We start from the raw sequence: 21,707 nt of genomic DNA on the forward strand, positions 1-21,707 counted from the left end.
GGTCACCCCGCCTGGGCAGGTGCGGCAGCGGGGTCGCCGAGCGGCGTGGTGTCGAGCGCACTGAGCAGCCCCTCCACGTAGGAGACGTCCACACGTATCTTCTGCACTCGTCCGTCCACGTCTCGGACAACGAATTCGCGGTAGCCGAGGCGCGCGGAGGATGCCCCGTCGGCTGCGGATAGTCCGGCTAGGACTGCCTCGTAGCCCACGTCGGTCGGTACGCGTAGCAGCCGCAGCGCTTCGGAGGCGATCTCGGTGTCTTCGGCGATGCGGCCGACGAAGACGGTGGAGACGAGGTTCTGGACGTCCAGTCCGAGGATGTCTTTCGGGTTCTGGGAGGCGACCAGGGCGGCGAGGTTCCATTTGCGGGAGTCGCGGGCGAGGCGTACGAGGAAGGAGCGGCCGGACCGCCAGCCTTCCATGAAGTGTGCCTCGTCCAGGCCGACGAGTTTGCGCTGGTGCATGTCGCCGGAGTAGCAGCGGCGTACGGCGAGCCGGTGTGCGGTGTGGAGCATCGGCAGCGCCAGGGCTTCTTCCGCCGACCAGTATTCGCGTTCGATCTTGAGGTCGGGCAGCCGGAGGCCGGCCATCGTGATGACGGTGAGGGCCGCGTCGGAGCCGAGGAGCCCGGCCGGTGGTGCGCCGAAGAAGAGCAGGGCGAGCGGCATCTCGGCGGTGTCGAGGAGCAGGTTCGCCAGTTCGCGGCCTTCGCCGCCGTCCAGGCCGCGGAGGCATTCGACGACGTCGTCCAGCGTGGAGCTTTCTTCGGCGGGGATGGTACGCACGGCGTGCCGCAGCAGGGTGGCGGTTGAGGCTTCCCGGGCGACCTGTGGCGGGACCAGCATCGACGCGATGTCCTGGACGAGCATGCGGCGTTCGGCCCGGGCGTTCGACACGGCGATGTCGTATTCGCGGTCGCCGTCCATCCCGGCCGGGAACTCGTCCCGGGAGGGCGTCGGGATCAGTGCGTACGGGGCGAGGGTGCCCTGCTCCGAACCGGTCAGGTTGATGACGCGGGAGTACGGGCGCAGTTCTGGCATCGCGGTGAGCCGCGCGAGCGGGCCGCTCGGGTCGAGGAGCGTCACGCGTACGCCGCGGCGGGCGGCCAGGTAGCCGAGCGCGCCGAGCAGGGTCGATTTGCCACCGCCGGGTTCGGCGACGAACACGCCGAGGCCGGAGCGTTCGCGTACCTCCATCGGGAAGTGCAGGTCGAGGAAGACCGGGCGGCGGGAGGTGCCCGCTGTCCGCCCGATGAGGTCGCCGCGGTGGTCGCCGACGGTGGACGCCGCCTGCGGCAGCGCTGCCGCGAGCAGCTTGACCGGCATCCGGCGCAGGTAGCCGGAGTTGGCGATCGGCTCGCCCGGGATGAACTCGCGGACGAGCTGCTCCTGCTGCTTGGGGTGCTGCAGGGCGATGCGCATCTCGCGGCTGTAGAGCTGGGTGACTCGGCGTACGCGTTCCAGGCATTCCTCACGGGAGGAGCCGGCCACGGCGAGGCGATGCCAACCGTGCGCGCGTGCCGAGTCGACCGGCAGTCCGGTGGTCATCTCGTCGCCGATGACCAGGGCCCGCTTCGCGAGCCGTTCCAGTTCCGGCGGGGCGTCCATGCCGTGCTCGAGGTAGTCCAGCTGCTGCGAGCGGATCATGCGCAGGCGCTGTTCGAGGTTCCGGAAGCTGTCGGACTGGCCGAGGATGTCGATCCGGCTGGAGATCTCCATCGGATACGGCAGCCGCTCGTGGAAGTGCAGCCACGGCTCGTGCCGCTCGGGGATGTCCAGTGGCTCCATGCGTCCGACGGTGAGCACGGCGACGTGCTTCTCCTCGCCGGTGAGCCGGTTGACGAGTTTGACGCTCGACCCGTAGGGCGCGCGGTAGCGTTCGATCTCCTCGGTGAGGGCGAGCAGATCACCGGTGTCCCAGTGGCCGTGGCCGACGGCGCCGATGTGGGTCGGCGGGTCCATGCAGAGCGCGACCGACCGATAGAGCAGCCATTCCAGCTCCTCGGCGGTGGCCCGGCGGCCCCGCATGCCGAACGCGCCCAGCACCTCGTCGAACTGCTCGACACTACGCTCCAGTTTGGACCGTTCGGACAGCGTGCTGCCCTTGCCGAACGCACGCAGCAACCGCCCGGAGAACGAGTCGCCGAGGCTCCGGCGGGCGAAGGTCACGCCCAGGTAGGTCCGGCCTTCGGCGTGGTTGGAGCCCACGAGGTGCTTCTGCGCCGCCACGAGGTGGTCGCCCCACGAGGTCGCACCGGCCACGCCGGGCAACGGCCGCGGCGTCAGGCGGTCGATCTGGCGGGCCCATTCGGCCGCCGGGAACGGCCGCGAGGTCCGTCGAATGTGCAGGCGGAAGCCCGCGAGACCGGCGTACTGCTCGGCGATCGCGTCGATCAGCGCCTCGCGCTCGGGGTCCGGCCGGAACGCCCAGCGGACCTCGGGCACCCAGTACCACGCCGTCACGGCGTGCTGCGTGAACGTCAGGTGCCCCGCGATCTCGGTCAGCGCCAGCTCGACCGCTGCGCTGCGCACCTTCTCCGTCTTCGGCCGTGGTACCTGACTCCCACCCGAGCGCTTCTTCGCCGAAGGCGCGGGCTCTGACCTGCGCTCGGGGGCACCGGTTCGCGCGGGTCCAGGCTTCTTCCTGGTCTCGGCCGTGGAAACGGCCGGGCGTGCCTCCCGGCGCGAATCGTCCGCGTGCCGGTCACGCTCCAGAGCTTTCGGTGATACGCCCAGCGCAGGGACCTGAGTCGGTGGGCGGCCCGGGGGGTTGGACGTCGCCGGTGAGGCCGACTGAGTGGGCCGCGCCTGCGCGGGGGGAGAGGACACCGGCGGGCGGCCGGGGGGCAGTTCGCTGCGGCGGAGGACCGAGACCGCGGCCGGGCTGGGTGCGTCGGGATCGAAGAGGTTGAGGAACGGCGACTCGACATCGCTTGCGGCCCGCGGCGCCGGGGTGGCCGGGCCGGGATCGTTTGCGGGCTCTTCCACGATCTCTCCGGAGAGGACGGTGTCGTCGAGCTCGTCGGTGGTCACGTGATCGACCTCCGGACGACGATGCGGCGGGCGACGATGCGCGGCTCGGTGTTCTCGTGGGCCGCCTCGCGGGACCGCCGCCAGTCGGTGAGTGCGGTCCGGATGACCAGACGGGCCGGCCGATCCGGATCGACGTGGCGGAAGATGTAGGACGTCGTGACCATGGCCAGGGCGATCTCCCACGCCGGGAAGGCGTCGACCGACTGGGTCAGCAGGAAGTGCAGACCCATGTAGAGGGGGACCAGCAGGATGAACAGGCCGTATTGCGCGTAGGGCAGCTGAACCGGGAGGGTGTAGCCGGGCGGGCCGAGATAGACCAGGCGGGCCCGGTAGATGTCATCGTCGGTGCGCAGCCTCATCGTGCCGGGTCACCCGAAGATGAGGTTGACGAGGTATTCGCCGAAGAAGAAGAAGGCGCCGGCGCCGGCGATGAACAACAGGCCGACGATCGCGATCGCCGAGCTCGTCATCACTTTGGACATCTCGCCCTTGCCGGCTCGGCCGATGAAGATCACGCCGAGTGCCGCCAGCAGGATCGGCACGATGTTCTTGACGAAGAACCCGAGGACCTTGTCGGTGTTGACGCCTTGGCCGCCGGGGCTCGGCGACGGAGCCAGCTCCATCATGGAGCTGACGTGGTGCATCGCCGCGTGGGCGAGCCCTGTGGCGATCATCGTGCGTCCCTCCCCGATGCGAGTCGTCAGCCGGTCCGTTCAGCTTTTCAGCCTCGGACCGGTTGAGCACGGACCCTGTGTGCGGGGACCGGCGTGTCTCGCAATTTTGTCCATTTTTGCACCTCACCGCGAGGTTCAATAGGGAAGCGTACGGGGCTCCCCGGCCGCTTACAAGCGTGTGCCCGGCACTCGCCGTGGCCAGTTCATGCGCCCGAGTAGGGTGAGGTCGTGCTGCCGATCGACCGCAAATGGTCACCGCCCGTGGTCATGGGTGTCCTCAACGTGACGCCCGATTCCTTTTCGGATGGCGGTCGCTACGAAAATTTCGACGCCGCCGTCGACCACGGTTCGTCTCTCGTCGGTGACGGAGCGCAGATCATTGATGTAGGTGGAGAGTCCACTCGACCGGGTGCCGCCCGCATAGATGCAGAGACTGAAATCGGTCGAGTTGTCCCGGTCATCCGCGCGCTTTCGGCACAGAATGTGCCAACGAGTATCGACACCACCCGAGCGGCCGTCGCCGCGGCGGCGTTGGCGGCCGGAGCGAGTGTCGTCAACGACGTCTCCGGTGGACTGGCCGATCCGGCGATGGCCAAAGTGATCGCCGACGCCGGCTGCCCGTACGTGATCATGCACTGGCGTGGGCACTCGGAGCGGATGCAGGACCTCGCGGTCTACACCGACGTGGTCGCCGAGGTACGCGCTGAGCTGCGCGAACGCGTGGACGAGGCGGTGGCGGCCGGCGTACGCCCGGAGCAGATCATCCTCGATCCCGGGCTCGGCTTCGCCAAACGCCCTGCGCACAACTGGGCGCTGACCAGGAATCTGCCGGCTCTGCTCGATCTGGGGTTCCCGGTGCTGTTCGGGGCCAGCCGGAAGAGCTACCTCGGCGCCCTGCTCGCCGGTCCCGACGGCGTTCCCCGGCCGACCGGCGATCGGGAGGCGGCCACGCTGGCGACCAGCGTGCTGGCCGTCGCCGCGGGGGTGTGGGGCGTACGCGTCCACGACGTGCGCGCGACCGTCGACGCGCTCGCGGTCTGGCGTGCGTCCGGGGAACCTCGGCTGACCTGGGGTGCCGCGTGATCGAGCTGACCGGGCTGCGGGCCTTCGGCCGGCACGGCGTCTTCGACTTCGAACGCGAGCAGGGCCAGGACTTCGTCGTCGACGTACGCCTGGAGCTCGACCTGAGCAAGGCGGCGGCCAGCGACGACGTGGCCGACACGGTCCACTATGGCGAACTCGCCGACGCGCTGGTGGCGATCATCGGCGGCGAACCGGTGAATCTGATCGAGACGCTGGCCGGCCGGCTGCTCGACGCCTGTCTGACCGACGAGCGGGTCACCGCCGCCACCGTCACCGTCCACAAGCCGCAGGCCCCGATCCCGCACGCGTTCGCCGATGTCAGCGTCACTTTGAGCCGACGGCGTACCGAGAAGTGATCACGGTCGTGCTGAGCCTGGGCAGCAACCTGGGCGATCGGGAGGAACACCTGCGCCAGGCCGTACGCGGTCTCGGCGACAGCCTGCTGCTGGTCAGCGGGGTCTACGAGACGCCGCCCTGGGGCGACACCGAGCAGCCCGCGTACTTCAACGCGGTGGCGCTCGTCGGGGAGGAGGGGCGCGGCGTCGACGAATGGCTGTCGGTGGCGCAGCAGCTCGAGCGGGATGCCCGTCGAGAACGTGACCCGAGCCGTCGCTTCGGTCCGCGTACCCTTGATGTCGATTTGATCACCGCGACCACCGCGGAGGGTGAGCCGGTCCTGAGCGACCGGCCCGAGCTGACTCTTCCGCACCCCCGCGCCCACCTGCGCGCTTTCGTGCTGCGGCCGTGGCTGGAGATCCAGCCGTACGCGAGCCTGCCCGGTCACGGGTGGGTGTACGACCTCATCCGCACCGAGCCGGTGGCCTCCGACGTGTTGGCGATGACGGCTCGGCCGGAGATCTCGCTAGAGTCGTAGCGGACGGAAGGGGACGGGGATGACCGAGCCGAAGCCATCGCTGCGGCCGACCAACCCGGCGACGCTGGTCGTGGCAGGGCTGGTCGCGGCGGCGGTGACGTGGTTTCTGACCAGCAACTGGTACGAGACGTTCGCCCGGGACGTTCCCTGGGTTTCGGCGGTGACCCTCGCCGGCCTCGCCCTGTTCGAGGCGGTTCTGGCGAACAACACCCGGGCCCGGATCGCGCGGAAGCCGGGGCGACCGCCCGTGGAGCCGCTCGCGGTCGCCCGATACGTCGTGCTGGCCAAGGCTTCCTCGCTCGCGGGATCGATCTTCGCGGGCGTCCTGGGCGGCTTGGTGCTCGTGTTCGTCATGCGGAACGAGTTGGCCCACTCGCAGCACAACATGCCGCCGGCGATCGGGGCGCTCATCGGTTCGCTGATGCTCGTCGCGGCGGCGCTCTGGCTGGAGCACTGCTGCCGGGTCCCGAAGCAGCCGGACGACAAGGACGAGCGGAACGGGGAGAACGGCCGCAGCGACGAGCCCGGCCGGCGGTCGCCCGCCTGATCCACCGTTCGGGTTCGGCGCGTCGGCCACACGGGGTATGGCGGCGCAGCGCTCCCAGCTTCTTCGATCGGGAATCGGACCCGCTCCAGGGGCTTTTGCGAACGCCGCTCACCCGGTAGGTTCGCAGCCTGTGGCGGCCCGCACTCCACGGCCGCCTGCGGCCATGACGGCCGCTCGACGGCCGCCCCCGCGGCCGGACCCGATGGAGGCGGCCCCGATGCCCTACGACGACGGCGACCAGACGCGATTTCGCGGCGAGCCGGGTTTTCGTGAGGAGCCCGACTTCCGCACGTCGACGTCGACCGGGTCGATTCCGCCGGTCCGGGCCTCGTCCGGGCCCCTCGACGACATCTTCGACGACCCGGCGCACGGCGACCCCGGCCGCGATCGCATGGCGGTGCACTTCGCCTGGGAGGCGATCCTGCTGATCGGGGCGGGCGTCCTCGCCTTCCTGCTCTACAGCCAGCACAAGTCCGCGGTGAGCGGGCAGAACCTGCGCGAACTCGTCGTCTTCGCCGCCGCGCTCGGCCTGCTGGCGTTCGGCGCCGCGGCGTCCCTGCGCGCGGCCGCCCCCAACCTGGCGGTCGGGCCGGTGGCCGTCGCCGCCGCGCTCTCCTTCGCCGAGCAGGGCAGCGACGGCGTGAGCGCGGCCGGCCCCAAGATCGTGGGCCTGGCGGCGCTGATCGGGCTGGTGATCGCCGTCCTCGTGGTCGGCTTCCACGTGCCGGGATGGGCGGCGAGCCTCGCCGGAGCGCTGGTCGTGATCGTCTGGATCCAGAAGCACGCCACCCCGATCACGGTGGCGGGCGAGTTCGACCCGACCGACCGGTCCTGGTACTACTTCGGCGGCTTCGCGGCCGCCTCGATCCTCGGCGCCGCGTTGTGTGCCATCCGGCCGTTGCGCCGGGGAGTCGGCCGGTTCCGCCCGGTCGGCGATCCCGCCGCCCGCCGCGGCTTCTTCGCCGCCCTGGTCACCGGCGGCGCGATCGTCGGCTCGACGGTGCTGGCCGCCGTCGCCGGCATCCTCGTCGCCGGTTTGAACAGCAGCGTCCGGCCCGAGGTCGGACTCGACTGGACCGGTCTCGCCATCGGGGTCGCGCTCGTCGGCGGAGTGAGCGCCTTCGGCCGGCGTGGAGGCGTCTTCGGCACCGTCCTCGCGACCGTCGTAGTCTCCCTGGTCATCCGGCTCGGCGAGGCCGGCGACTGGCGGCTCTCGCCGTACGCCGTCGCCGCGGTCACCGTCGCGGCCGGGCTCGTCGTCACGCGGCTCGTCGAGACGTTCGGCAAGCCGCTGCTGGCCCCCGACGAGGAATCGTGGACGTCGGAGGCCGCCTCCACCTGGACCGGCGGCACCGGCTGGGGCGGTGCGGATACCGGGTCCTGGTCGTCGGCGCTGCCGACGCAGCCCACGGTCAACCGGCCCGACCCGTGGCAGGACGACCGCTGGGGCGCCGGCCGCTAGCCCACCCCCGGCCCGCGCCACCTGCTCTCTACCCGCCGGATCCTTGTGCGCTGGATCCTTGCGCTGGTTCCTTGTGCGCTGGATCCTTGCGCTGGTTCCTTGTGCGCTGGATCAGGGATCTCGGCCGAATCTTGACGCAAGATTCGACCCGGAAGCCTGATCCAGCGTCCTAACCGCGCCGCCGCACGACCCGGCAGCAGGCGTAGGTGAGTAGGCTCAGCGCATGACGGAGTCGGGCCTGCGCGAGCTGACGGTCGGCACGGGGACGGGGATCGAGACCGAGGACATGATCCTCAACATCGGCCCCCAGCACCCTTCGACGCACGGTGTGCTGCGGCTGAAGCTCACGGTGGACGGCGAGCGTGTGGTCACCGCCGAGCCGATCATCGGCTACATGCATCGGGGAGCCGAGAAGCTCTTCGAGGTACGCGACTACCGCCAGATCATCGTGCTGGCGAACCGGCACGACTGGCTCAGCGCGTTCTCCAACGAACTCGGTGTCGTCCTCGCCGTCGAGCGGCTGATGGGCATCGAGGTTCCGGAGCGGGCGGTCTGGCTGCGTATGGCGCTCGCCGAGTTGAACCGAGTCCTCAGTCACCTCATGTTCCTGGGCTCTTATCCGCTGGAGCTGGGCGCGATCAGTCCGGTCTTCTACGCCTTCCGCGAGCGGGAGGTTCTCCAGGTCGTCATGGAGGAAGTGTCCGGCGGTCGCATGCACTACATGTTCAACCGGGTCGGCGGGGTGAAGGAGGAGGTCCCGGCGGGCTGGTCCCGGCGGGCGCGGCAGGCGATCGACGACGTACGCCGTCGCATGCCGGATCTCGACGCGCTGATCCGCAAGAACGAGATCTTCATGGCGCGTACGGTCGGCGTGGGGGTGCTCACGGCCGAGCAGGCCGCGGCGTACGGGGCTTCCGGTCCGGTCGGCCGGGCCAGCGGACTGGACTTCGACCTGCGGCGCGACGACCCCTATCTCGCGTACGACCAGCTGGACGTGCCGGTGGTGACGCGGACGGCGGGCGACTGCCATGCCCGGTTCGAGGTCCTGCTGGATCAGGTCTACGTCTCGCTCGACCTGGCCGAACAGTGCCTGGACCGGTTCGACCGCACGTCGGGCCCGGTGAACGTGCGGCTGCCCAAGGTGGTGAAGGCGCCCGAGGGCCACACCTACGCCTGGACGGAGAATCCGCTCGGCGTCAACGGCTACTACCTGGTGTCCCGGGGCGAGAAGACGCCGTGGCGGATGAAGCTGCGGACCGCCTCGTACGCCAATGTGCAGGCGCTGTCGACGCTGCTCCCCGGCTGCCTGATCCCGGATCTGGTGGCGATCCTCGGCTCGATGTTCTTCGTCGTGGGCGACGTCGACAAGTAAGGCCGCGACAAGTAGACCGCGACAAGTCGGTCAGTAGTCGTCGGCGTACCGGCGTCGGCGGGGTTCCTGTTCCCGGGCTGCTTCCCGGGCCGGCCACTGGTTCAGCCACTCCGAGACCGACGGTTCGTCACTTTGGGCGGGCAGTGCTCGCTGACCTCGCGGCTGGTCGGTCCACCGGTCGCCGTCCCAGGAGACGGAGTCGTGGCGGCCCGCTCGCGGCTCGTCCCGCCGGCCGGTGTCGTCTCGCCGGCTCGGCTCCTCCCGGCGGATGGCCGCCCAGCGGTCCTCGATCCGCAGTTCCGAGCCGTTCTCGTCGGAGTGCAACGAGGCTCGGCGTTCGCCCATCCGCAGCTCAGATCCCCGGTCGTCGTTGCGGACCGCGGCCCACCGGTCACCGGCGCGTACGCCAGGCCAGTCGGGCTCGGCCGGAGCCGGGTCGTTCCGCCGCTGGCCGGCGCTGGGGTCGGACTGGTCTTGCACCGCTTGTCTGCTCCACCGGTCCCGCGGGTTGTCCTCATGCGACAGCAGCGGCTCGCGGGGCGGCGCAGCCGGCGGGGCCTGGTCGGCGAGCCGCTTGCGCAGCTGCTGCTCCGTCCACGACTCCTGGTACTCGTCCGGGTAGGCGGCTCGGGCCGGTTGCGCCGGGTACGCCCCGGCAGCGGGGTACCCCGGCCACCGCTCGTCCTCGTCGGCCCGGCGACGGCCGCCGGATCGCGTGGTCGGCGACTGCCCGCTCTCGGACCAGGCCGGCGCGGGGGCAGTGGCCCGGCCGGTGTGCGCGGGCTCCTCGACGTGCGGGTCGACGATCGTGGATCGCGTGGTCACCTGCACCGTCTCGGTGTGCCGGACGACGCCGGCCGGAACGGAGCCGCTGGCCGTGCCGGGTCGCGGGGTCGCGGGGTGCGGCGACGGCGGCTGGGCCGAGCCGCGGGCCAGGTCTCCGCGCATCGCCTCGACCTGCGCCCGGAGTTGATCGACTGTCTCCTGCAGGTGCTGGAACCGCTCGGAGAAGGCCCGATGGGTCGCCCGCGCCGCGGTGGTGATGTCGTTGCGGACGTCCTCGCGCACCACGTCGATCTCGTCGTAGATGGTGTCCTCGAGTTCGACCTTCACCGAGTCCGGCGCCGGGCGCAGCACGATCGCCAGTCCGATCAGGACGACGGACAACAGCGCGAGCCCGATCGCGGCGCGCAGTGACCGGTCGCCACTGCCGATCAGCAGGGCCAATGCGGCGAGCGGTGCTACACCCACCCCAGCCCAGAGCAGGCCGGTGGGCAGCTTGCCGTTCTGCCGTTCGGGGGACTCGGAGGAGGCCGGCATGGCAGGTCAGCCTACCGACACGGGCTCCGAATGTCACTGTCGGACGGTCGCGTCGCCGCCCGGAATTCCGTGTTTGTCAGCCTTCGGGGGACAACAGATAGTCGATGAAGCGGGCCCGGATGAGCGGCTCGAGATCGCCGTAGTCGTGGCCCTTCAGCTCCCGCCACATGTTGTAGTAATCGTCGATCTGCGGGCCGATGTCGCCCAGCGAGTCGTCGCCCTGCTCCGCGTCGCCCGCCGACGGGAGGTGCTGCGCGAGGTCCACGAAGAAGCCGAGGTCGCGCTGGTCCCGGGCCCGCGTGAACGCCTGGTCGCGCAGCTCTTCGGTGGTCAGCGCGTCCAACTCTGCGAAAGTCGCCATGGCGTCCACTCTATGGTCACCGGCCGAACCGCCCACCAGTGATCTCCCAAACCGCCCTCGGCCAGCAGTTCTGCCGCCTGGCTCGCGCGGCTCAACGCCCGGACGTAGCCTGCCGGGTCGGCGGTGGCCAGGGCCAACGGTGGCCGCGCGCCGTCGACACCCAGCGCCGCCAGGGCCTCCCGCTGCCTGAGCAGGGGTACGCCTAAAGCATCGACCGCGACATGCGCGGTGATGTCGGTGCTCCCGTCGAAGCGAGGCTGGACCTCCCGGCCGTCCCGGAAACCGGTGAGCGTCGGCCGCCGGTCGGCCCGGGTGTGGCCGTAGTCGATCGCGACGGCGAGCCCGGCGGTGACCCGCCCGACGGCGTCGGCCCAGGCCCTGTCCCGGGGCAGGCCGATCTCGGCGACGTCACCGGGATCACGCAGTGGCCACCACTCGCCGACCCACCGAGCATCGTCGGAGGTGAGCGGCTCGCCGAGGTCGCCGTCGTCGAGCAGGTACCGCGGGACGCCGTCCGGGTCGAGCACCGCCACGTCGAGCGGGACGTTGTCGAGCCACTCGGTGGCGATGAGCAGACCGGCGAACTCGTCCGGCAGTTCCGGCCGCCATTCGACGCGGGGATCGAGGCCGGCCGGGCGATCGGCCAGTTCGACGGCGATCGGGCGTACGCGGTCATCCCGGCCGAGCAGCGTGAACACCTGCGACAGCAGGTCACCGCGCCCGGCGCCGACGTCGACGACGGCGAGGACGTCGGGGTGGCCGAGCGCTTTGTCCACCCCCGCGACGAGGTGGGCGATCGCGGTGGCGAACACCGGCGAGGCGCTCACACTGGTCCGGAAGTGGTCGGCCGGGCGCTCCCGCCGGAAGAACCCGTGCTCGCCGTAGAGCGCCGCCGCCATCGCGTCCCGGAGGTGAACCGCCACGGCGGCTACCGGCCGACGGTCCGGGTGCCCGCCGTGATCTCGTCCAACCGGGCCAGCTCCGCCACACCCGGGATCCACGCACCGGCCTGGGCGTTCGCGCGTACCTGCTGGGGAGTGGTAGCACCGGCGATCACCGTGACGACACCCGGCTTGGCGGCGAGACCGCCGATGGCGACGTCGAGCATCGACACGCCCGCCTCGTCCGCGTACGCCCGGAGCCCCTCGATGGTGTCCCAGTCGGCCGCCTTGAGCCAGGCCGCGTAGCGATCGTCGGCCATCCGCGAACCCGGCGGCGGGGCCTGGTCGCGGTGATAGACCCCGGAGAGCAGCCCGGACTGGAGCGGGAAGAACGGGATGAAGCCGACGCCGGCCTTCTCGCAGGCGGGCAGCAGTTCGGCCTCGGGTTTGCGGGTGAGCCAGTTGTACTGCTGCTGCGTGCTGATGAACGGGGTGAGCCCGGCCGTCTTGGCCGTCCACGCGGCGTCGGTCACCTGCCACCCGGCGAACTGCGAGGAGCCGAGGTAGCGGACCTTGCCCTGGTGAACCAGGTCGTCGAGCGCCCGGAGGGTCTCCTCGATCGGCGTGGCCGGGTCGGGGTAGTGGAACTGATAGAGGTCGATGTAGTCGGTCTGCAGCCGCCGTAGCGAGTCCTCCACCGCCTTCACGATGTAGCGGCGAGAGCCGCGCGCGCCGTCGGCTGAGCGCGGGTCGCCGGCCGCGGCGCCCATGTCCATCCCGAACTTGGTGGCCAGCACGACGCTGTCGCGACGGCCCTTGAGCGCCTCGCCGAGGAACATCTCGCAGGTCCCGCGGGGGGTGCCGTAGACGTCGGCCGCGTCGAAGAAGGTGACCCCGGCGTCGATCGCCGCGTCGACCACCGCCCGGGTCTCCTCGGCGTTGAGTTTCCGGCCGAAGTTGTTGCACCCCAGCCCGACGACCGAGACGACGAGACCGGAGTCGCCCAAGCGGCGGTAACGCATGGCAGCCATGATCGAAAACCTACCTGTAGTCTTCGGGATGTGACGAGCGTTCAACAGATCGACAGCATTCTGCAGCGTGCGGCCGATGGCGGTCGGATCAGTCCGGACGAGGCCCTGCTCCTCTACACCGACGCGCCGCTGCACCCGCTGGGCGAGGCCGCGGACGCCGTACGCCGCCGGAGATACCCCGATGGCATTGTGACCTACCTCATCGACCGGAACATCAATTACACGAACGTCTGCGTGACGGCGTGCAAGTTCTGCGCCTTCTACCGGGCGCCGAAGCACGCCGAGGGCTGGTCGCACCCGATGGAGGAGATCCTGCGCCGCTGCGGCGAGGCGGTCGACCTCGGCGCGACGCAGGTCATGCTGCAGGGCGGGCACCACCCCGACTACGGGGTCGAGTACTACGAGGAGCTGTTCTCCTCGGTGAAGCAGGCGTACCCGCAGCTGGCGATCCACTCGATCGGCCCGAGCGAGATCCTGCACATGGCCAAGGTCAGCGGGGTCTCGATCGAGGAGGCCGTCGTCCGGATCAAGGCCGCCGGCCTGGACTCTATCGCCGGGGCGGGCGCGGAGATGCTGCCCGACCGGCCGCGGACGGCGATCGCGCCGCTGAAGGAGTCGGGCGCGCGCTGGCTGGAGGTCATGGAGGTCGCTCATCAGCACGGGGTCGAGTCGACGGCCACCATGATGATGGGCACCGGCGAGACCAACGCCGAGCGGATCGAGCACATGCGGATGATCCGCGACGTGCAGGACCGCACCGGCGGCTTCCGGGCCTTCATCCCGTGGACCTACCAGCCGGAGAACAACCACCTCAAGGGGCGTACGCAGGCCACGACGCTGGAATACCTGCGGCTCATCGCGGTGGCCCGGTTGTTCTTCGACAACGTCAACCACCTGCAGGCCTCGTGGCTGACGACCGGTAAGGACGCCGGCCAGCTGGCGCTCCACATGGGCGTGGACGACCTGGGCTCGATCATGCTGGAGGAGAACGTCATCTCCTCGGCCGGCGCCCGGCACCGCTCCAACCTGCAGGAGCTGATCTGGATGATCCGCACCGCCGGGCGCATCCCGGCGCAGCGGGACACCCTCTACAACCACCTGCGCGTGCACTGGACGCCGGCGGACGACCCGACCGACGACCGGGTCACCTCGCACTTCTCGTCGATCGCGTTGCCGGGCGGCGGTGTCGGCAAGGCGCTTCCGCTGGTCGAGGCGCACTGACCGCGGCGAGGGCCGCGTACCGAGCCACCTTCGTGTTAGCGTCCACCGTTCGCTGAGGAGGAACGGGGATGTGGATACGACGTGCGCTGAGCGCCGCCGCGATCGGAGTGTTGGCAGTCGTCGGCCCCGGGGGTGCCGCGTACGCCGCCGCGCCGCAGGCCGATCTTGCGATCAAGGTCGCCGCACAAGGACACGCCGCGCTGGGGAAGACGGCGACCATCGTCGTGGAGACCCACAACTACGGGCCCGAGGCGACGCTCGGTGGAACGGTCTGGCGGGAAGTCCGGGCACCCGGAGGGACCACCTTTCTCGCCGCCACCGAACGGGCGTTGAGCGGCAATGGCTGCATCTGGCTCACCGCGCACCAGCACGTTCGCTGTCCGATCCAGGGAATGCTCTACCCGGACGACGACAACCCTTCGGGGGGCGTCTCGTTCGGGACGAACCTCTATTACTTCGAGGTCAAGGCGAAGTGCACGACGCCGGGAAAGATCAGTCTCCAGTACGGCGACGATCCCAAGACGTCGAACAACTCGGCGACGCTGCGGGTGACTGTGGACGGAGTGAGCGCGGCCACCTGCACGACAAAGCCGTCGGCCTCACCGAAATCGTCCGCCTCCGCCAAGCCTCGGCCGACCTCGGCTCCGTCGGCGTCTGCGTCGCTCGCAGCGACCGAGCCGACGGCGACGGCGTCGGACAGCATGGCGGCGATCGCCGAATCGCCGAGCGTCGAAGTCACGCCGATGATCACCCTCGCCGGAGATTCCGGCGGTTCCGGGCCGTGGGTGGCCGTGGCCGTCGTGGCGGCCGTCGGGCTGGTGGTGGCCGGCGCCGGGATTCTGTGGCGTATCCGCAGGCGGGGAGCTTTCTCGGCCGACCTGTGACGCTCGGGTGATACTGTCCGTCTTCACCTCTCAGGGAGCGGACCATGTGGATGCGTAGAGTGCTGGCCGCCACGGCGGCGGCGCTCGTCGCCGGGCTGGCGACCGGAGCCGCGACGGCGTACGCCGCACCGACGACGGCAGACCTGGGGGTCTCCGCGTCCGCCGTCACCGGCCGGGTCGGGCAAGCGGTCGACGTCCGATACGTGCTGCGCAACAACGGTCCGCAGAGCGCTGCTCCGCTCACCTACACCGTGCACATCACCGCCCCGCCCGGTACGCGGATCGTCAGCACCGGCGGTGGCGTCTGCCAACCGGCCACCGGGACGCAAGCCCGCTGTGTGTACAGCGCCGCCTTGGCCGACGGCGCCCGTCGCCAGTTGACGCTGCGGCTGCGCATCGACAGCGCGCCCACGGGCTGCGGCGCCGTGGCGATCAGTTACGCCGATGATCCCCGGCCGGGCAACAACAGCGCGGCGGTCCGGGTGGCCGTCGACGGCCGTCCGCGTACGTGTTCCGGCACCGGAACGTCGCCGACGCCGAAGCCCACGAAGTCCAAGGTGTCCCCGACGCCGACCGACGAGCCGACAGTGGACGTCACCGACGAGGTCGCGGAAGTGACCGCCACGGACAGCCCGCAGCCCCAGGTCATGCCCCGGGACACCGTCGGCGGACTCGGCCTCGGCTCCGTCCTCGTGATCGGCGGCGGCGCCGTGCTCGTGTCGCTGGGCGGCGTACTGCTGTGGTGGATGCTGCGCAAGGATCCCGAGGACGACCTCGACGACACCACCGGGCCGATCTACCGCTGACCGGTGCGGCGTACGGGCTGCGTAGAGTGGTGCTCGTGACCCGCGCAGACCTGGACAAGGACCGGCACGAGATCGCCGAGATGTTCGACGGTGTGGCCGACCGCTACGACCGGACCAACACGATCCTCTCGTTCGGCCGGGACCGGTCGTGGCGCCGGGCGACGTCGGCCGCCCTCGACCTGCGGCCGGGGGAGCGGGTTCTCGATCTCGGGGCGGGCACCGGCATCTCCACGGTGGACCTCGGCCGGTCCGGGGCGTACGCGGTCGGGGCCGACATCTCGCTGGGCATGCTCGGCGTCGGGCGGCGAGTACGCCCACAGGTGCCGTTGGTCGCGGGCGACGCCTTGGCCCTGCCCTTCGCTGACGCCTCCTTCGACGCGGTGACCATCTCGTTCGCCCTGCGTAACGTCAACGACACCGCCGGCGCACTGCGGGAGATGGCCCGGGTGACCAAGCCGGGCGGCCGGCTCGTGGTGTGTGAGTTCTCCCACCCCACCGTCCCGGTCTTCCGCACTGTTTATCTGTCCTATTTGATGCGCAGCCTGCCCGCCGTCGCTCGCAAGGTGGCGTCCAATCCGGATGCCTATGTGTATCTGGCGGAGTCGATCCGGGCCTGGCACAACCAGTCGAGCCTCGCCGCCGTGATCGCCGAGAGCGGTTGGTCGCAGGTCGGCTGGCGCAATCTGACCGGCGGGGTCGCCTCCCTGCACCGGGCCGTCCGCGTCTGACCTGCCCTTACTCCCGTTGGACCGGTGTGGGAGTACTGGGAAATCTCGGCGGCGGTTTCGGTGAGGAACCCGTCCGGATCGCCGATCTGGAAGCGGCGGCCGCGCAGACCGAGCGTCGGGAAGAAGTGCGAGCTGAGAAACGGTCAGTCAACTTAGTAGGTCGCCCACAGTGTGAAATACGCATTCCACGCGAACTGGACAGACGCTCCGAGCGTCCCGGATCTTGAGCTGCGCAAACGAGACCCAGCTCACTGGTTAGGGCAACCTAAGTCATACGCGTTCACAGAAGCGGTACTAGAGTGCGCCTGAGCCGAGCTTGTGAAGAGTTTCACGAGCGTGTTCAGCGGTGGAGGTGACCGTGGCCACGACTGATATGGACGCCGACGTCATCGTCGTCGGCGCGGGTCCGGGCGGTTCAGCGACCGCCTACCACCTGGCGCGGCACGGTGTGAGCGTCCTGCTGCTGGAGAAGACCGAGTTCCCCCGGGAGAAGGTCTGCGGCGACGGCCTGACCCCGCGTGCGGTCAAGCAGCTGATCGACATGGGCGTGGACACCGGCCCGGAGCAGGGCTGGCTGCCGAACAAGGGACTCCGCGTCATCGGCGGCGGCGTACGCCTGGAGCTGGACTGGCCGGAGCTGGCCAGCTTCCCGAACTACGGCCTGACGCGTACCCGCATGGACTTCGACGACCTGCTGGCCCGGCGGGCGGTGGCGGCCGGCGCGAAGCTGGTGGTCAACACGAACGTGACCGGACCGGTGCTGGACGAGGCCGACCAGGTCGTGGGCGTGACGGCCAAGACGCCGGAGGGCGAGGTCGCCTACCGCGCCCCGCTCGTGATCGCGGCGGACGGCGTGAGCGGGCGGTTCCCGCTGGCGCTCGGCCTGACCAAGCGGGAGGATCGCCCGATGGGCGTGGCGGTCCGCCGCTACTACCGCAGCCCGGCCAAGCACGACGACGACTACCTGGAGTCTTGGCTGGAGCTGCGCAGCCGGGAAGGCGGCGACAAGCTGCTGCCCGGCTACGGCTGGATCTTCGGCATGGGAGACGGCCGGGTCAACGTCGGCCTCGGCGTCCTCAACAGCTCCGTCGCGTACGGCAAGACGAACTACCGCCAGTTGCTGGTCGACTGGATGGGCAGCACTCCCGAGGACTGGGGGATGCGGGACGAGGCCAACGCCGACGGCCCGATCATGGGCGCCGCCCTCCCCATGGGCTTCAACCGCACGCCGCACTACACGCGGGGCGTACTGCTCGTCGGGGACTCCGGCGGCATGGTGAACCCCTTCAACGGCGAAGGCATCGCGTACGCGATGGAGTCGGGTGCGCTGGCCGCCGAGATCGTGACGCAGGCGCTCGCCCGGCCCGCCGGTCCGGACCGCGAACGCGCGCTGCAGGCGTACCCGCAGGAGCTGAAGATCCGCTACGGCGGCTACTACCGGCTCGGCGGGATCTTCGTGAAGCTCATTGGAAATCCGCAGGTCATGAAGCTGGCGACGAAGCACGGTATGCCGCATCCGACACTGATGCGCTTCGTTTTGAAGCTGTTGGCCAACCTCACCGATCCACGCGGCGGCGACGCGATGGATCGGATCATCAACGGCCTGAGCCGGGTAGCCCCGGCGGTGTAGGGAAGGGACGTCGAGCAACATGTCGCTCTCGCCATACGTACCGATAGTCGGGCTGTTCGCCCTCGCGGCGGCGTTCGCCCTCTTCTCGGTGGTGATCGCGCCGTTCGTCGGTCCCCGCCGCTACAACAAGGCCAAGCTCGACGCGTACGAGTGCGGGATCGAGCCGACGCCGCAACCGATCGGCGGTGGACGCTTCCCGGTCAAGTTCTACCTGACCGCGATGCTCTTCATCGTCTTCGACATCGAGATCATCTTCCTCTACCCGTGGGCGGTCAGCTTCGATCGGCTGGGCATCTTCGGCTTCGTGGAGATGGTTCTCTTCATCGGCACGGTCTTCATCGCGTACGCCTATGTCTGGCGGCGCGGCGGCCTGGACTGGGACTAGGGGACAGGGCGAGCCATGGGTATCGAGGAGAAGCTGCTTCCGAACGGGGTCCTGCTGACCACCGTGGAGAAGCTGGTGAACTGGTCGCGTAAGGCGAGCTTCTGGCCGGCGACCTTCGGCCTGGCCTGCTGCGCGATCGAGATGATGGCGACCGGCGCCGCCCGCTACGACCTGGCCCGGTTCGGCATGGAGGTCTTCCGGGCCTCGCCGCGGCAGGCCGACCTGATGATCGTGGCCGGCCGGGTGAGCCAGAAGATGGCTCCGGTCCTGCGCCAGATCTACGACCAGATGCCGGAGCCGAAGTGGGTGCTCTCCATGGGCGTCTGCGCCTCCAGCGGCGGCATGTTCAACAACTACGCGATCGTGCAGGGCGTGGACCACGTCGTGCCGGTCGACATGTACCTGCCCGGCTGCCCGCCGCGGCCCGAGATGCTGATCGACGCGATCCTCAAGCTGCACGAGAAGGTGATGGCCGAGCCGCTGGGTGACCGGCGCGCGAAGTCGATCGAGGCGAAGATCGCCGAGGGACGCGGCCCGATCGTCAAGCCCGGCTCGATGCCGTCCAGCTACCGCTACGACAAGCAGAAGCGGGCCGCCTGGGAGAAGGCGGTCGCCGAGGGGACCGAAGAGCAGCTGCGGATTTCGAACTGGATGAATCGGTCGGTGGCAGTGGACGCCAGGCGCGACGCTTCGAGCACCGCCGCGAACACCAAGGAGGGACAGTGACCGAGTCGTCCGTCAACGGCGGCCAGGGCCTGTTCGGGGTCAGCGGCAGCGGTGACACGTCCGGCTTCGGCGGCCTCGTACGCCGGACGCGCGTACCCGCCTCGCTCGGCCGCCCGGTCGGGGTCGAGGAGTTCGACGAGGTCCTCGACGGTCTGGCCGAGGCGCTCAGCGGCGGCGAGCAGGCCGAGGGCGAGGTCGAGCCGGCGTTCGCCTCGTTCGACGAGGTGATCGAGCGGATCGTGGTGGACCGCGGCGAGCTGACCCTCCACGTCAAGCCGGAGGCGATCGCGGACGTGTGCCGCACTCTCCGCGACGACGAGGGACTGCGCTACGAGCTGTGCTCCTCGGTGTCGGGTGTGGACTACCCCGCCCAGGACCGCCGGCTGCACGCCGTCTACCACCTGACCTCGATGACCTACCGCCGGCGTATCCGGCTGGAGTGCGCGATCACCGCTGAGAACCCGCACCTGCCGAGCGTCACCAGCGTCTACCCGACCGCCGACTGGCAGGAGCGGGAGACCTACGACATGTTCGGAATCGTCTTCGACGGCCACCCCAACCTCACCCGGATCCTCATGCCGGACGACTGGGAGGGCCACCCGCAGCGCAAGGATTACCCGCTCGGCGGTGTGCCGGTCGAGTACAAGGGCGCCGAGATTCCACCGCCGGACCAGCGGAGGGCATACAAGTAATGAGCGGCTACGACACCTACGCGCCGGAGCGCGAGACCACCCAGGGCAAGGTCTTCACCGTCACCGGTGGCGACTGGAACGACGTGGTCAGCGGCGTGGACCCGATCCATGACGAGCGGATCGTGGTCAACATGGGCCCGCAGCACCCGTCGACCCACGGCGTACTGCGGCTCGTCCTGGAGCTGGAGGGCGAGACGGTCACCGAAGCCCGTACCGTCATCGGCTATCTGCACACCGGGATCGAGAAGAACCTCGAGTTCCGCACCTGGACCCAGGGCACGACCTTCGTGACCCGGATGGACTACCTGGCTCCGATCTTCAACGAGACGGCGTACTGCCTCGCGGTGGAGAAGCTGCTCGGCATCACCGACGACATCCCGGAGCGCGCGACCACCATCCGCGTCCTGATGATGGAGCTCAACCGGATCTCGTCGCACCTGGTCTGGCTGGCCACCACCGGCATGGAGCTGGGCGCGCTCTCGATGATGATCTACGGCTTCCGCGAGCGGGAGTTCATCCTCGACATCTTCGAGCTGATCAGCGGCCTGCGGATGAACATGGCGTACGTCCGGCCCGGTGGCGTGGCTCAGGACGTCCCGCCCGAGGCGATCAAGAAGATCCGCGAGCTGCTCGACTTCATGCCCAAGCGCATCAAGGAGTACGAGGACCTGCTGTCCGGCCAGCCGATCTGGCTGCAGCGTACGCAGGGCGTCGCGATCCTCGACGTCACCGGGTGCCTGGCACTGGGCATCACCGGCCCGGTGCTCCGCAGCGCCGGCCTGGCCTGGGACCTTCGCAAGACGCAGCCCTACTGCGGGTACGAGACCTACGAGTTCGACGTGCCGACGCAACCGGAGGCCGACGTCTACGCCCGGTATCTGGTGCGCATCAACGAGATGCGGGAATCGCTGAAGATCATCGAGCAGGCGCTGGAGCGGCTCAAGCCCGGCCCGGTCATCGTGGCGGACAAGAAGATCGCCTGGCCCGCTCAGCTGGCCGTCGGCCAGGACGGCATGGGCAACTCGCTGAACCACGTCGCGAAGATCATGGGTCAGTCGATGGAATCGCTGATCCACCACTTCAAGCTGGTCACCGAGGGTTTCCGGGTCCCGGCCGGCCAGGTCTACGTCCCGGTCGAGGGTCCGCGCGGCGAGCTGGGCGCGCACGTCGTCTCCGACGGCGGTACCCGGCCCTACCGGGTGCACTACCGCGAACCCAGCTTCGTGAACCTGCAGGCCATCCCCGCGATGGCCGAGGGCGGCCTGCTGGCCGACGTGATCGCCGGCGGGGCGTCGCTCGACCCCGTCATGGGAGGGTGTGACCGCTGATGACGTTCTCAGCCGAGACCTACGCGCGGGCGAAGGAGATCATCGCCCGCTACCCCGAGGGCAAGCAGCGTTCCGCGCTGCTGCCGCTGCTGCACCTGGTGCAGAACGAGGACGGCCACGTCTCCCCGGACGGCGTCGCCTTCTGCGCCGAGCAGCTCGGCCTGACCAAGGCCCAGGTCGGCGCGGTCGCGACGTTCTACACGATGTACAAGCGCCGGCCCACCGGTGAGTATCTCGTCAGCGTCTGCACCAACACGATGTGCGACGTGCTCGGCGGCCAGGCGATCTTCGACGCGGTCAGCGACCACCTCGGCGTCGGCCACGACGAGACCACGCCGGACGGCAAGATCACGCTGGAGCACGCGGAGTGCCTGGCGGCCTGCGACTACGGTCCCGTCGTCACCGTCAACTACGACTTCGTCGACGGGCTCGACCCGGAGTCGGCGGTGCAGCTGACCGAGGACCTGGCCGCCGGTCGGCCGGTCCAGCCCAGCCGGGGCGCGCGACTCTGCTCGCTCAAGGAGATGGCGCTGCAGCTCGCGGGCTTCGCCGACGAGCGCGACGGTGCGGTCGCCGACGGCCCGGCGGGCGAGCCGACGCTCCGTGGCGTCAAGCTCGCTCAGCAGTACGGGATCAGCCCGGCCGGCTTCGACCTCAACACGCCGATCCC

The 21,707-nt window shown here is 69.8% G+C and carries 22 protein-coding genes and 1 pseudogene; 16 read left to right on the forward strand and 7 right to left on the reverse strand.

Annotated elements, in window-relative coordinates:
• Window positions 1–2 precede the first annotated feature (2 nt).
• The 3 genes from AB0H43_RS02315 to AB0H43_RS02325 are packed head-to-tail and all read right to left on the reverse strand — an operon-like array spanning window position 3 to window position 3,676.
• Window positions 3–2,987 (reverse strand): ATP-binding protein, encoded by a 2,985-nt coding sequence (locus AB0H43_RS02315; protein WP_359995757.1) that lies wholly within the window; start codon window positions 2,985–2,987, stop codon window positions 3–5.
• A gap of 41 nt (window positions 2,988–3,028) precedes the next feature.
• Window positions 3,029–3,391, reverse strand: a complete 363-nt coding sequence (locus AB0H43_RS02320; RefSeq protein WP_359995127.1) for a hypothetical protein — start codon at window positions 3,389–3,391, stop codon at window positions 3,029–3,031.
• Window positions 3,392–3,400: 9 nt separating this feature from the next.
• Complete coding sequence (locus tag AB0H43_RS02325) at window positions 3,401–3,676, reverse strand: hypothetical protein (protein ID WP_359995760.1); 276 nt, start codon at window positions 3,674–3,676, stop codon at window positions 3,401–3,403.
• 297 nt (window positions 3,677–3,973) lie between these two features.
• Between AB0H43_RS02325 and folP the strand changes: the two genes are divergently transcribed.
• The 6 genes from folP (at window position 3,974) to AB0H43_RS02355 (ending at window position 9,044) form a co-directional block, all read left to right on the forward strand.
• Window positions 3,974–4,789 (forward strand): dihydropteroate synthase, encoded by an 816-nt coding sequence (folP, locus tag AB0H43_RS02330; RefSeq protein WP_359995761.1) that lies wholly within the window; start codon window positions 3,974–3,976, stop codon window positions 4,787–4,789.
• Window positions 4,774–5,145, forward strand: coding sequence for a dihydroneopterin aldolase (gene folB / locus AB0H43_RS02335; protein WP_359995764.1), 372 nt, complete (start codon window positions 4,774–4,776; stop codon window positions 5,143–5,145). Before folP ends, folB begins: the two co-directional genes overlap by 16 nt.
• On the forward strand, window positions 5,142–5,663 hold the full coding sequence (folK, locus tag AB0H43_RS02340; RefSeq protein ID WP_359995129.1) for a 2-amino-4-hydroxy-6-hydroxymethyldihydropteridine diphosphokinase: 522 nt from the start codon (window positions 5,142–5,144) through the stop codon (window positions 5,661–5,663). Before folB ends, folK begins: the two co-directional genes overlap by 4 nt.
• A 19-nt stretch (window positions 5,664–5,682) precedes the next feature.
• Window positions 5,683–6,210, forward strand: a complete 528-nt coding sequence (locus AB0H43_RS02345) for a DUF3180 domain-containing protein (RefSeq protein ID WP_359995132.1) — start codon at window positions 5,683–5,685, stop codon at window positions 6,208–6,210.
• A 217-nt stretch (window positions 6,211–6,427) separates the two neighbouring features.
• Window positions 6,428–7,672, forward strand: a complete 1,245-nt coding sequence (locus tag AB0H43_RS02350) for an ABC transporter permease (RefSeq protein WP_359995135.1) — start codon at window positions 6,428–6,430, stop codon at window positions 7,670–7,672.
• 223 nt (window positions 7,673–7,895) lie between these two features.
• Complete coding sequence (locus AB0H43_RS02355) at window positions 7,896–9,044, forward strand: NADH-quinone oxidoreductase subunit D (RefSeq protein WP_359995138.1); 1,149 nt, start codon at window positions 7,896–7,898, stop codon at window positions 9,042–9,044.
• Window positions 9,045–9,074: 30 nt separating this feature from the next.
• On the opposite strand, the gene AB0H43_RS02360 is transcribed toward AB0H43_RS02355, so the two are convergent.
• The 4 genes from AB0H43_RS02360 to AB0H43_RS02375 all read right to left on the reverse strand — a co-directional run bounded on the left by AB0H43_RS02360 (window position 9,075) and on the right by AB0H43_RS02375 (window position 12,628).
• On the reverse strand, window positions 9,075–10,364 hold the full coding sequence (locus tag AB0H43_RS02360; RefSeq protein ID WP_359995141.1) for a hypothetical protein: 1,290 nt from the start codon (window positions 10,362–10,364) through the stop codon (window positions 9,075–9,077).
• 76 nt (window positions 10,365–10,440) lie between these two features.
• Window positions 10,441–10,725: a hypothetical protein gene (locus AB0H43_RS02365; protein WP_359995144.1), complete on the reverse strand. Its 285-nt coding sequence runs from the start codon at window positions 10,723–10,725 to the stop codon at window positions 10,441–10,443.
• Window positions 10,695–11,648: an SAM-dependent methyltransferase gene (locus AB0H43_RS02370; RefSeq protein ID WP_359995147.1), complete on the reverse strand. Its 954-nt coding sequence runs from the start codon at window positions 11,646–11,648 to the stop codon at window positions 10,695–10,697. Before AB0H43_RS02370 ends, AB0H43_RS02365 begins: the two co-directional genes overlap by 31 nt.
• 5 nt (window positions 11,649–11,653) lie before the next feature.
• The gene (locus tag AB0H43_RS02375; protein ID WP_359995150.1) at window positions 11,654–12,628 is read right to left on the reverse strand and encodes an aldo/keto reductase; all 975 of its coding nucleotides are present in this window, start codon (window positions 12,626–12,628) and stop codon (window positions 11,654–11,656) included.
• A 39-nt stretch (window positions 12,629–12,667) separates the two neighbouring features.
• On the opposite strand from AB0H43_RS02375, the gene mqnC reads away from it, so the two are divergent.
• The 10 genes and pseudogenes from mqnC to nuoE all read left to right on the forward strand — a co-directional run.
• Window positions 12,668–13,858, forward strand: coding sequence for a cyclic dehypoxanthinyl futalosine synthase (gene mqnC, locus AB0H43_RS02380; protein ID WP_359995153.1), 1,191 nt, complete (start codon window positions 12,668–12,670; stop codon window positions 13,856–13,858).
• 68 nt (window positions 13,859–13,926) lie between these two features.
• Complete coding sequence (locus tag AB0H43_RS02385) at window positions 13,927–14,742, forward strand: hypothetical protein (protein WP_359995156.1); 816 nt, start codon at window positions 13,927–13,929, stop codon at window positions 14,740–14,742.
• 44 nt (window positions 14,743–14,786) lie between these two features.
• Window positions 14,787–15,548, forward strand: coding sequence for a hypothetical protein (locus AB0H43_RS02390; RefSeq protein WP_359995158.1), 762 nt, complete (start codon window positions 14,787–14,789; stop codon window positions 15,546–15,548).
• Window positions 15,549–15,583: 35 nt separating this feature from the next.
• Window positions 15,584–16,276: a demethylmenaquinone methyltransferase gene (locus AB0H43_RS02395; RefSeq protein ID WP_359995160.1), complete on the forward strand. Its 693-nt coding sequence runs from the start codon at window positions 15,584–15,586 to the stop codon at window positions 16,274–16,276.
• Between the two features lie 373 nt (window positions 16,277–16,649).
• A complete protein-coding gene (locus tag AB0H43_RS02400) occupies window positions 16,650–17,906 on the forward strand; it encodes a geranylgeranyl reductase family protein (protein WP_359995767.1) in 1,257 nt (418 codons plus the stop codon).
• 19 nt (window positions 17,907–17,925) lie between these two features.
• Complete coding sequence (locus tag AB0H43_RS02405) at window positions 17,926–18,291, forward strand: NADH-quinone oxidoreductase subunit A (RefSeq protein ID WP_359995163.1); 366 nt, start codon at window positions 17,926–17,928, stop codon at window positions 18,289–18,291.
• A 15-nt stretch (window positions 18,292–18,306) separates the two neighbouring features.
• Window positions 18,307–19,017 (forward strand): NADH-quinone oxidoreductase subunit B family protein, encoded by a 711-nt coding sequence (locus AB0H43_RS02410; protein WP_359995165.1) that lies wholly within the window; start codon window positions 18,307–18,309, stop codon window positions 19,015–19,017.
• Window positions 19,014–19,709: an NADH-quinone oxidoreductase subunit C gene (locus tag AB0H43_RS02415; RefSeq protein ID WP_359995168.1), complete on the forward strand. Its 696-nt coding sequence runs from the start codon at window positions 19,014–19,016 to the stop codon at window positions 19,707–19,709. The genes AB0H43_RS02410 and AB0H43_RS02415 overlap by 4 nt, the downstream gene beginning before the upstream one ends.
• Entirely contained in the window at window positions 19,709–21,037 is a 1,329-nt protein-coding gene (locus AB0H43_RS02420; RefSeq protein WP_359995171.1) for an NADH-quinone oxidoreductase subunit D, read from the forward strand. The genes AB0H43_RS02415 and AB0H43_RS02420 overlap by 1 nt, the downstream gene beginning before the upstream one ends.
• Window positions 21,034–21,705, forward strand: a pseudogene (gene nuoE / locus AB0H43_RS02425) (NADH-quinone oxidoreductase subunit NuoE); the annotation flags it as partial. The gene AB0H43_RS02420 and the pseudogene nuoE, both read left to right, overlap by 4 nt.
• Window positions 21,706–21,707: the final 2 nt, after the last annotated feature.

It is taken from the genome of Hamadaea sp. NPDC050747, from assembly GCF_040654195.1.
Taxonomy (GTDB): Bacteria; Actinomycetota; Actinomycetes; order Mycobacteriales; family Micromonosporaceae; genus Hamadaea.

Bases quoted from the DNA above. Each gene is read 5' to 3' on its own strand.
- AB0H43_RS02385 (WP_359995156.1), top strand. From the start codon at position 13,927: ATGTGGATACGACGTGCGCTGAGCGCCGCCGCGATCGGAGTGTTGGCA.
- AB0H43_RS02400 (WP_359995767.1), top strand. From the start codon at position 16,650: ATGGACGCCGACGTCATCGTCGTCGGCGCGGGTCCGGGCGGTTCAGCG.
- AB0H43_RS02345 (WP_359995132.1), top strand. From the start codon at position 5,683: ATGACCGAGCCGAAGCCATCGCTGCGGCCGACCAACCCGGCGACGCTG.
- AB0H43_RS02405 (WP_359995163.1), top strand. From the start codon at position 17,926: ATGTCGCTCTCGCCATACGTACCGATAGTCGGGCTGTTCGCCCTCGCG.
- AB0H43_RS02360 (WP_359995141.1), bottom strand. From the start codon at position 10,364: ATGCCGGCCTCCTCCGAGTCCCCCGAACGGCAGAACGGCAAGCTGCCC.
- AB0H43_RS02350 (WP_359995135.1), top strand. From the start codon at position 6,428: ATGCCCTACGACGACGGCGACCAGACGCGATTTCGCGGCGAGCCGGGT.
- AB0H43_RS02375 (WP_359995150.1), bottom strand. From the start codon at position 12,628: ATGCGTTACCGCCGCTTGGGCGACTCCGGTCTCGTCGTCTCGGTCGTC.
- AB0H43_RS02390 (WP_359995158.1), top strand. From the start codon at position 14,787: ATGTGGATGCGTAGAGTGCTGGCCGCCACGGCGGCGGCGCTCGTCGCC.
- AB0H43_RS02355 (WP_359995138.1), top strand. From the start codon at position 7,896: ATGACGGAGTCGGGCCTGCGCGAGCTGACGGTCGGCACGGGGACGGGG.
- folP (WP_359995761.1), top strand. From the start codon at position 3,974: ATGGGTGTCCTCAACGTGACGCCCGATTCCTTTTCGGATGGCGGTCGC.
- AB0H43_RS02325 (WP_359995760.1), bottom strand. From the start codon at position 3,676: ATGCACCACGTCAGCTCCATGATGGAGCTGGCTCCGTCGCCGAGCCCC.
- AB0H43_RS02410 (WP_359995165.1), top strand. From the start codon at position 18,307: ATGGGTATCGAGGAGAAGCTGCTTCCGAACGGGGTCCTGCTGACCACC.
- AB0H43_RS02365 (WP_359995144.1), bottom strand. From the start codon at position 10,725: ATGGCGACTTTCGCAGAGTTGGACGCGCTGACCACCGAAGAGCTGCGC.
- AB0H43_RS02420 (WP_359995171.1), top strand. From the start codon at position 19,709: ATGAGCGGCTACGACACCTACGCGCCGGAGCGCGAGACCACCCAGGGC.
- AB0H43_RS02320 (WP_359995127.1), bottom strand. From the start codon at position 3,391: ATGAGGCTGCGCACCGACGATGACATCTACCGGGCCCGCCTGGTCTAT.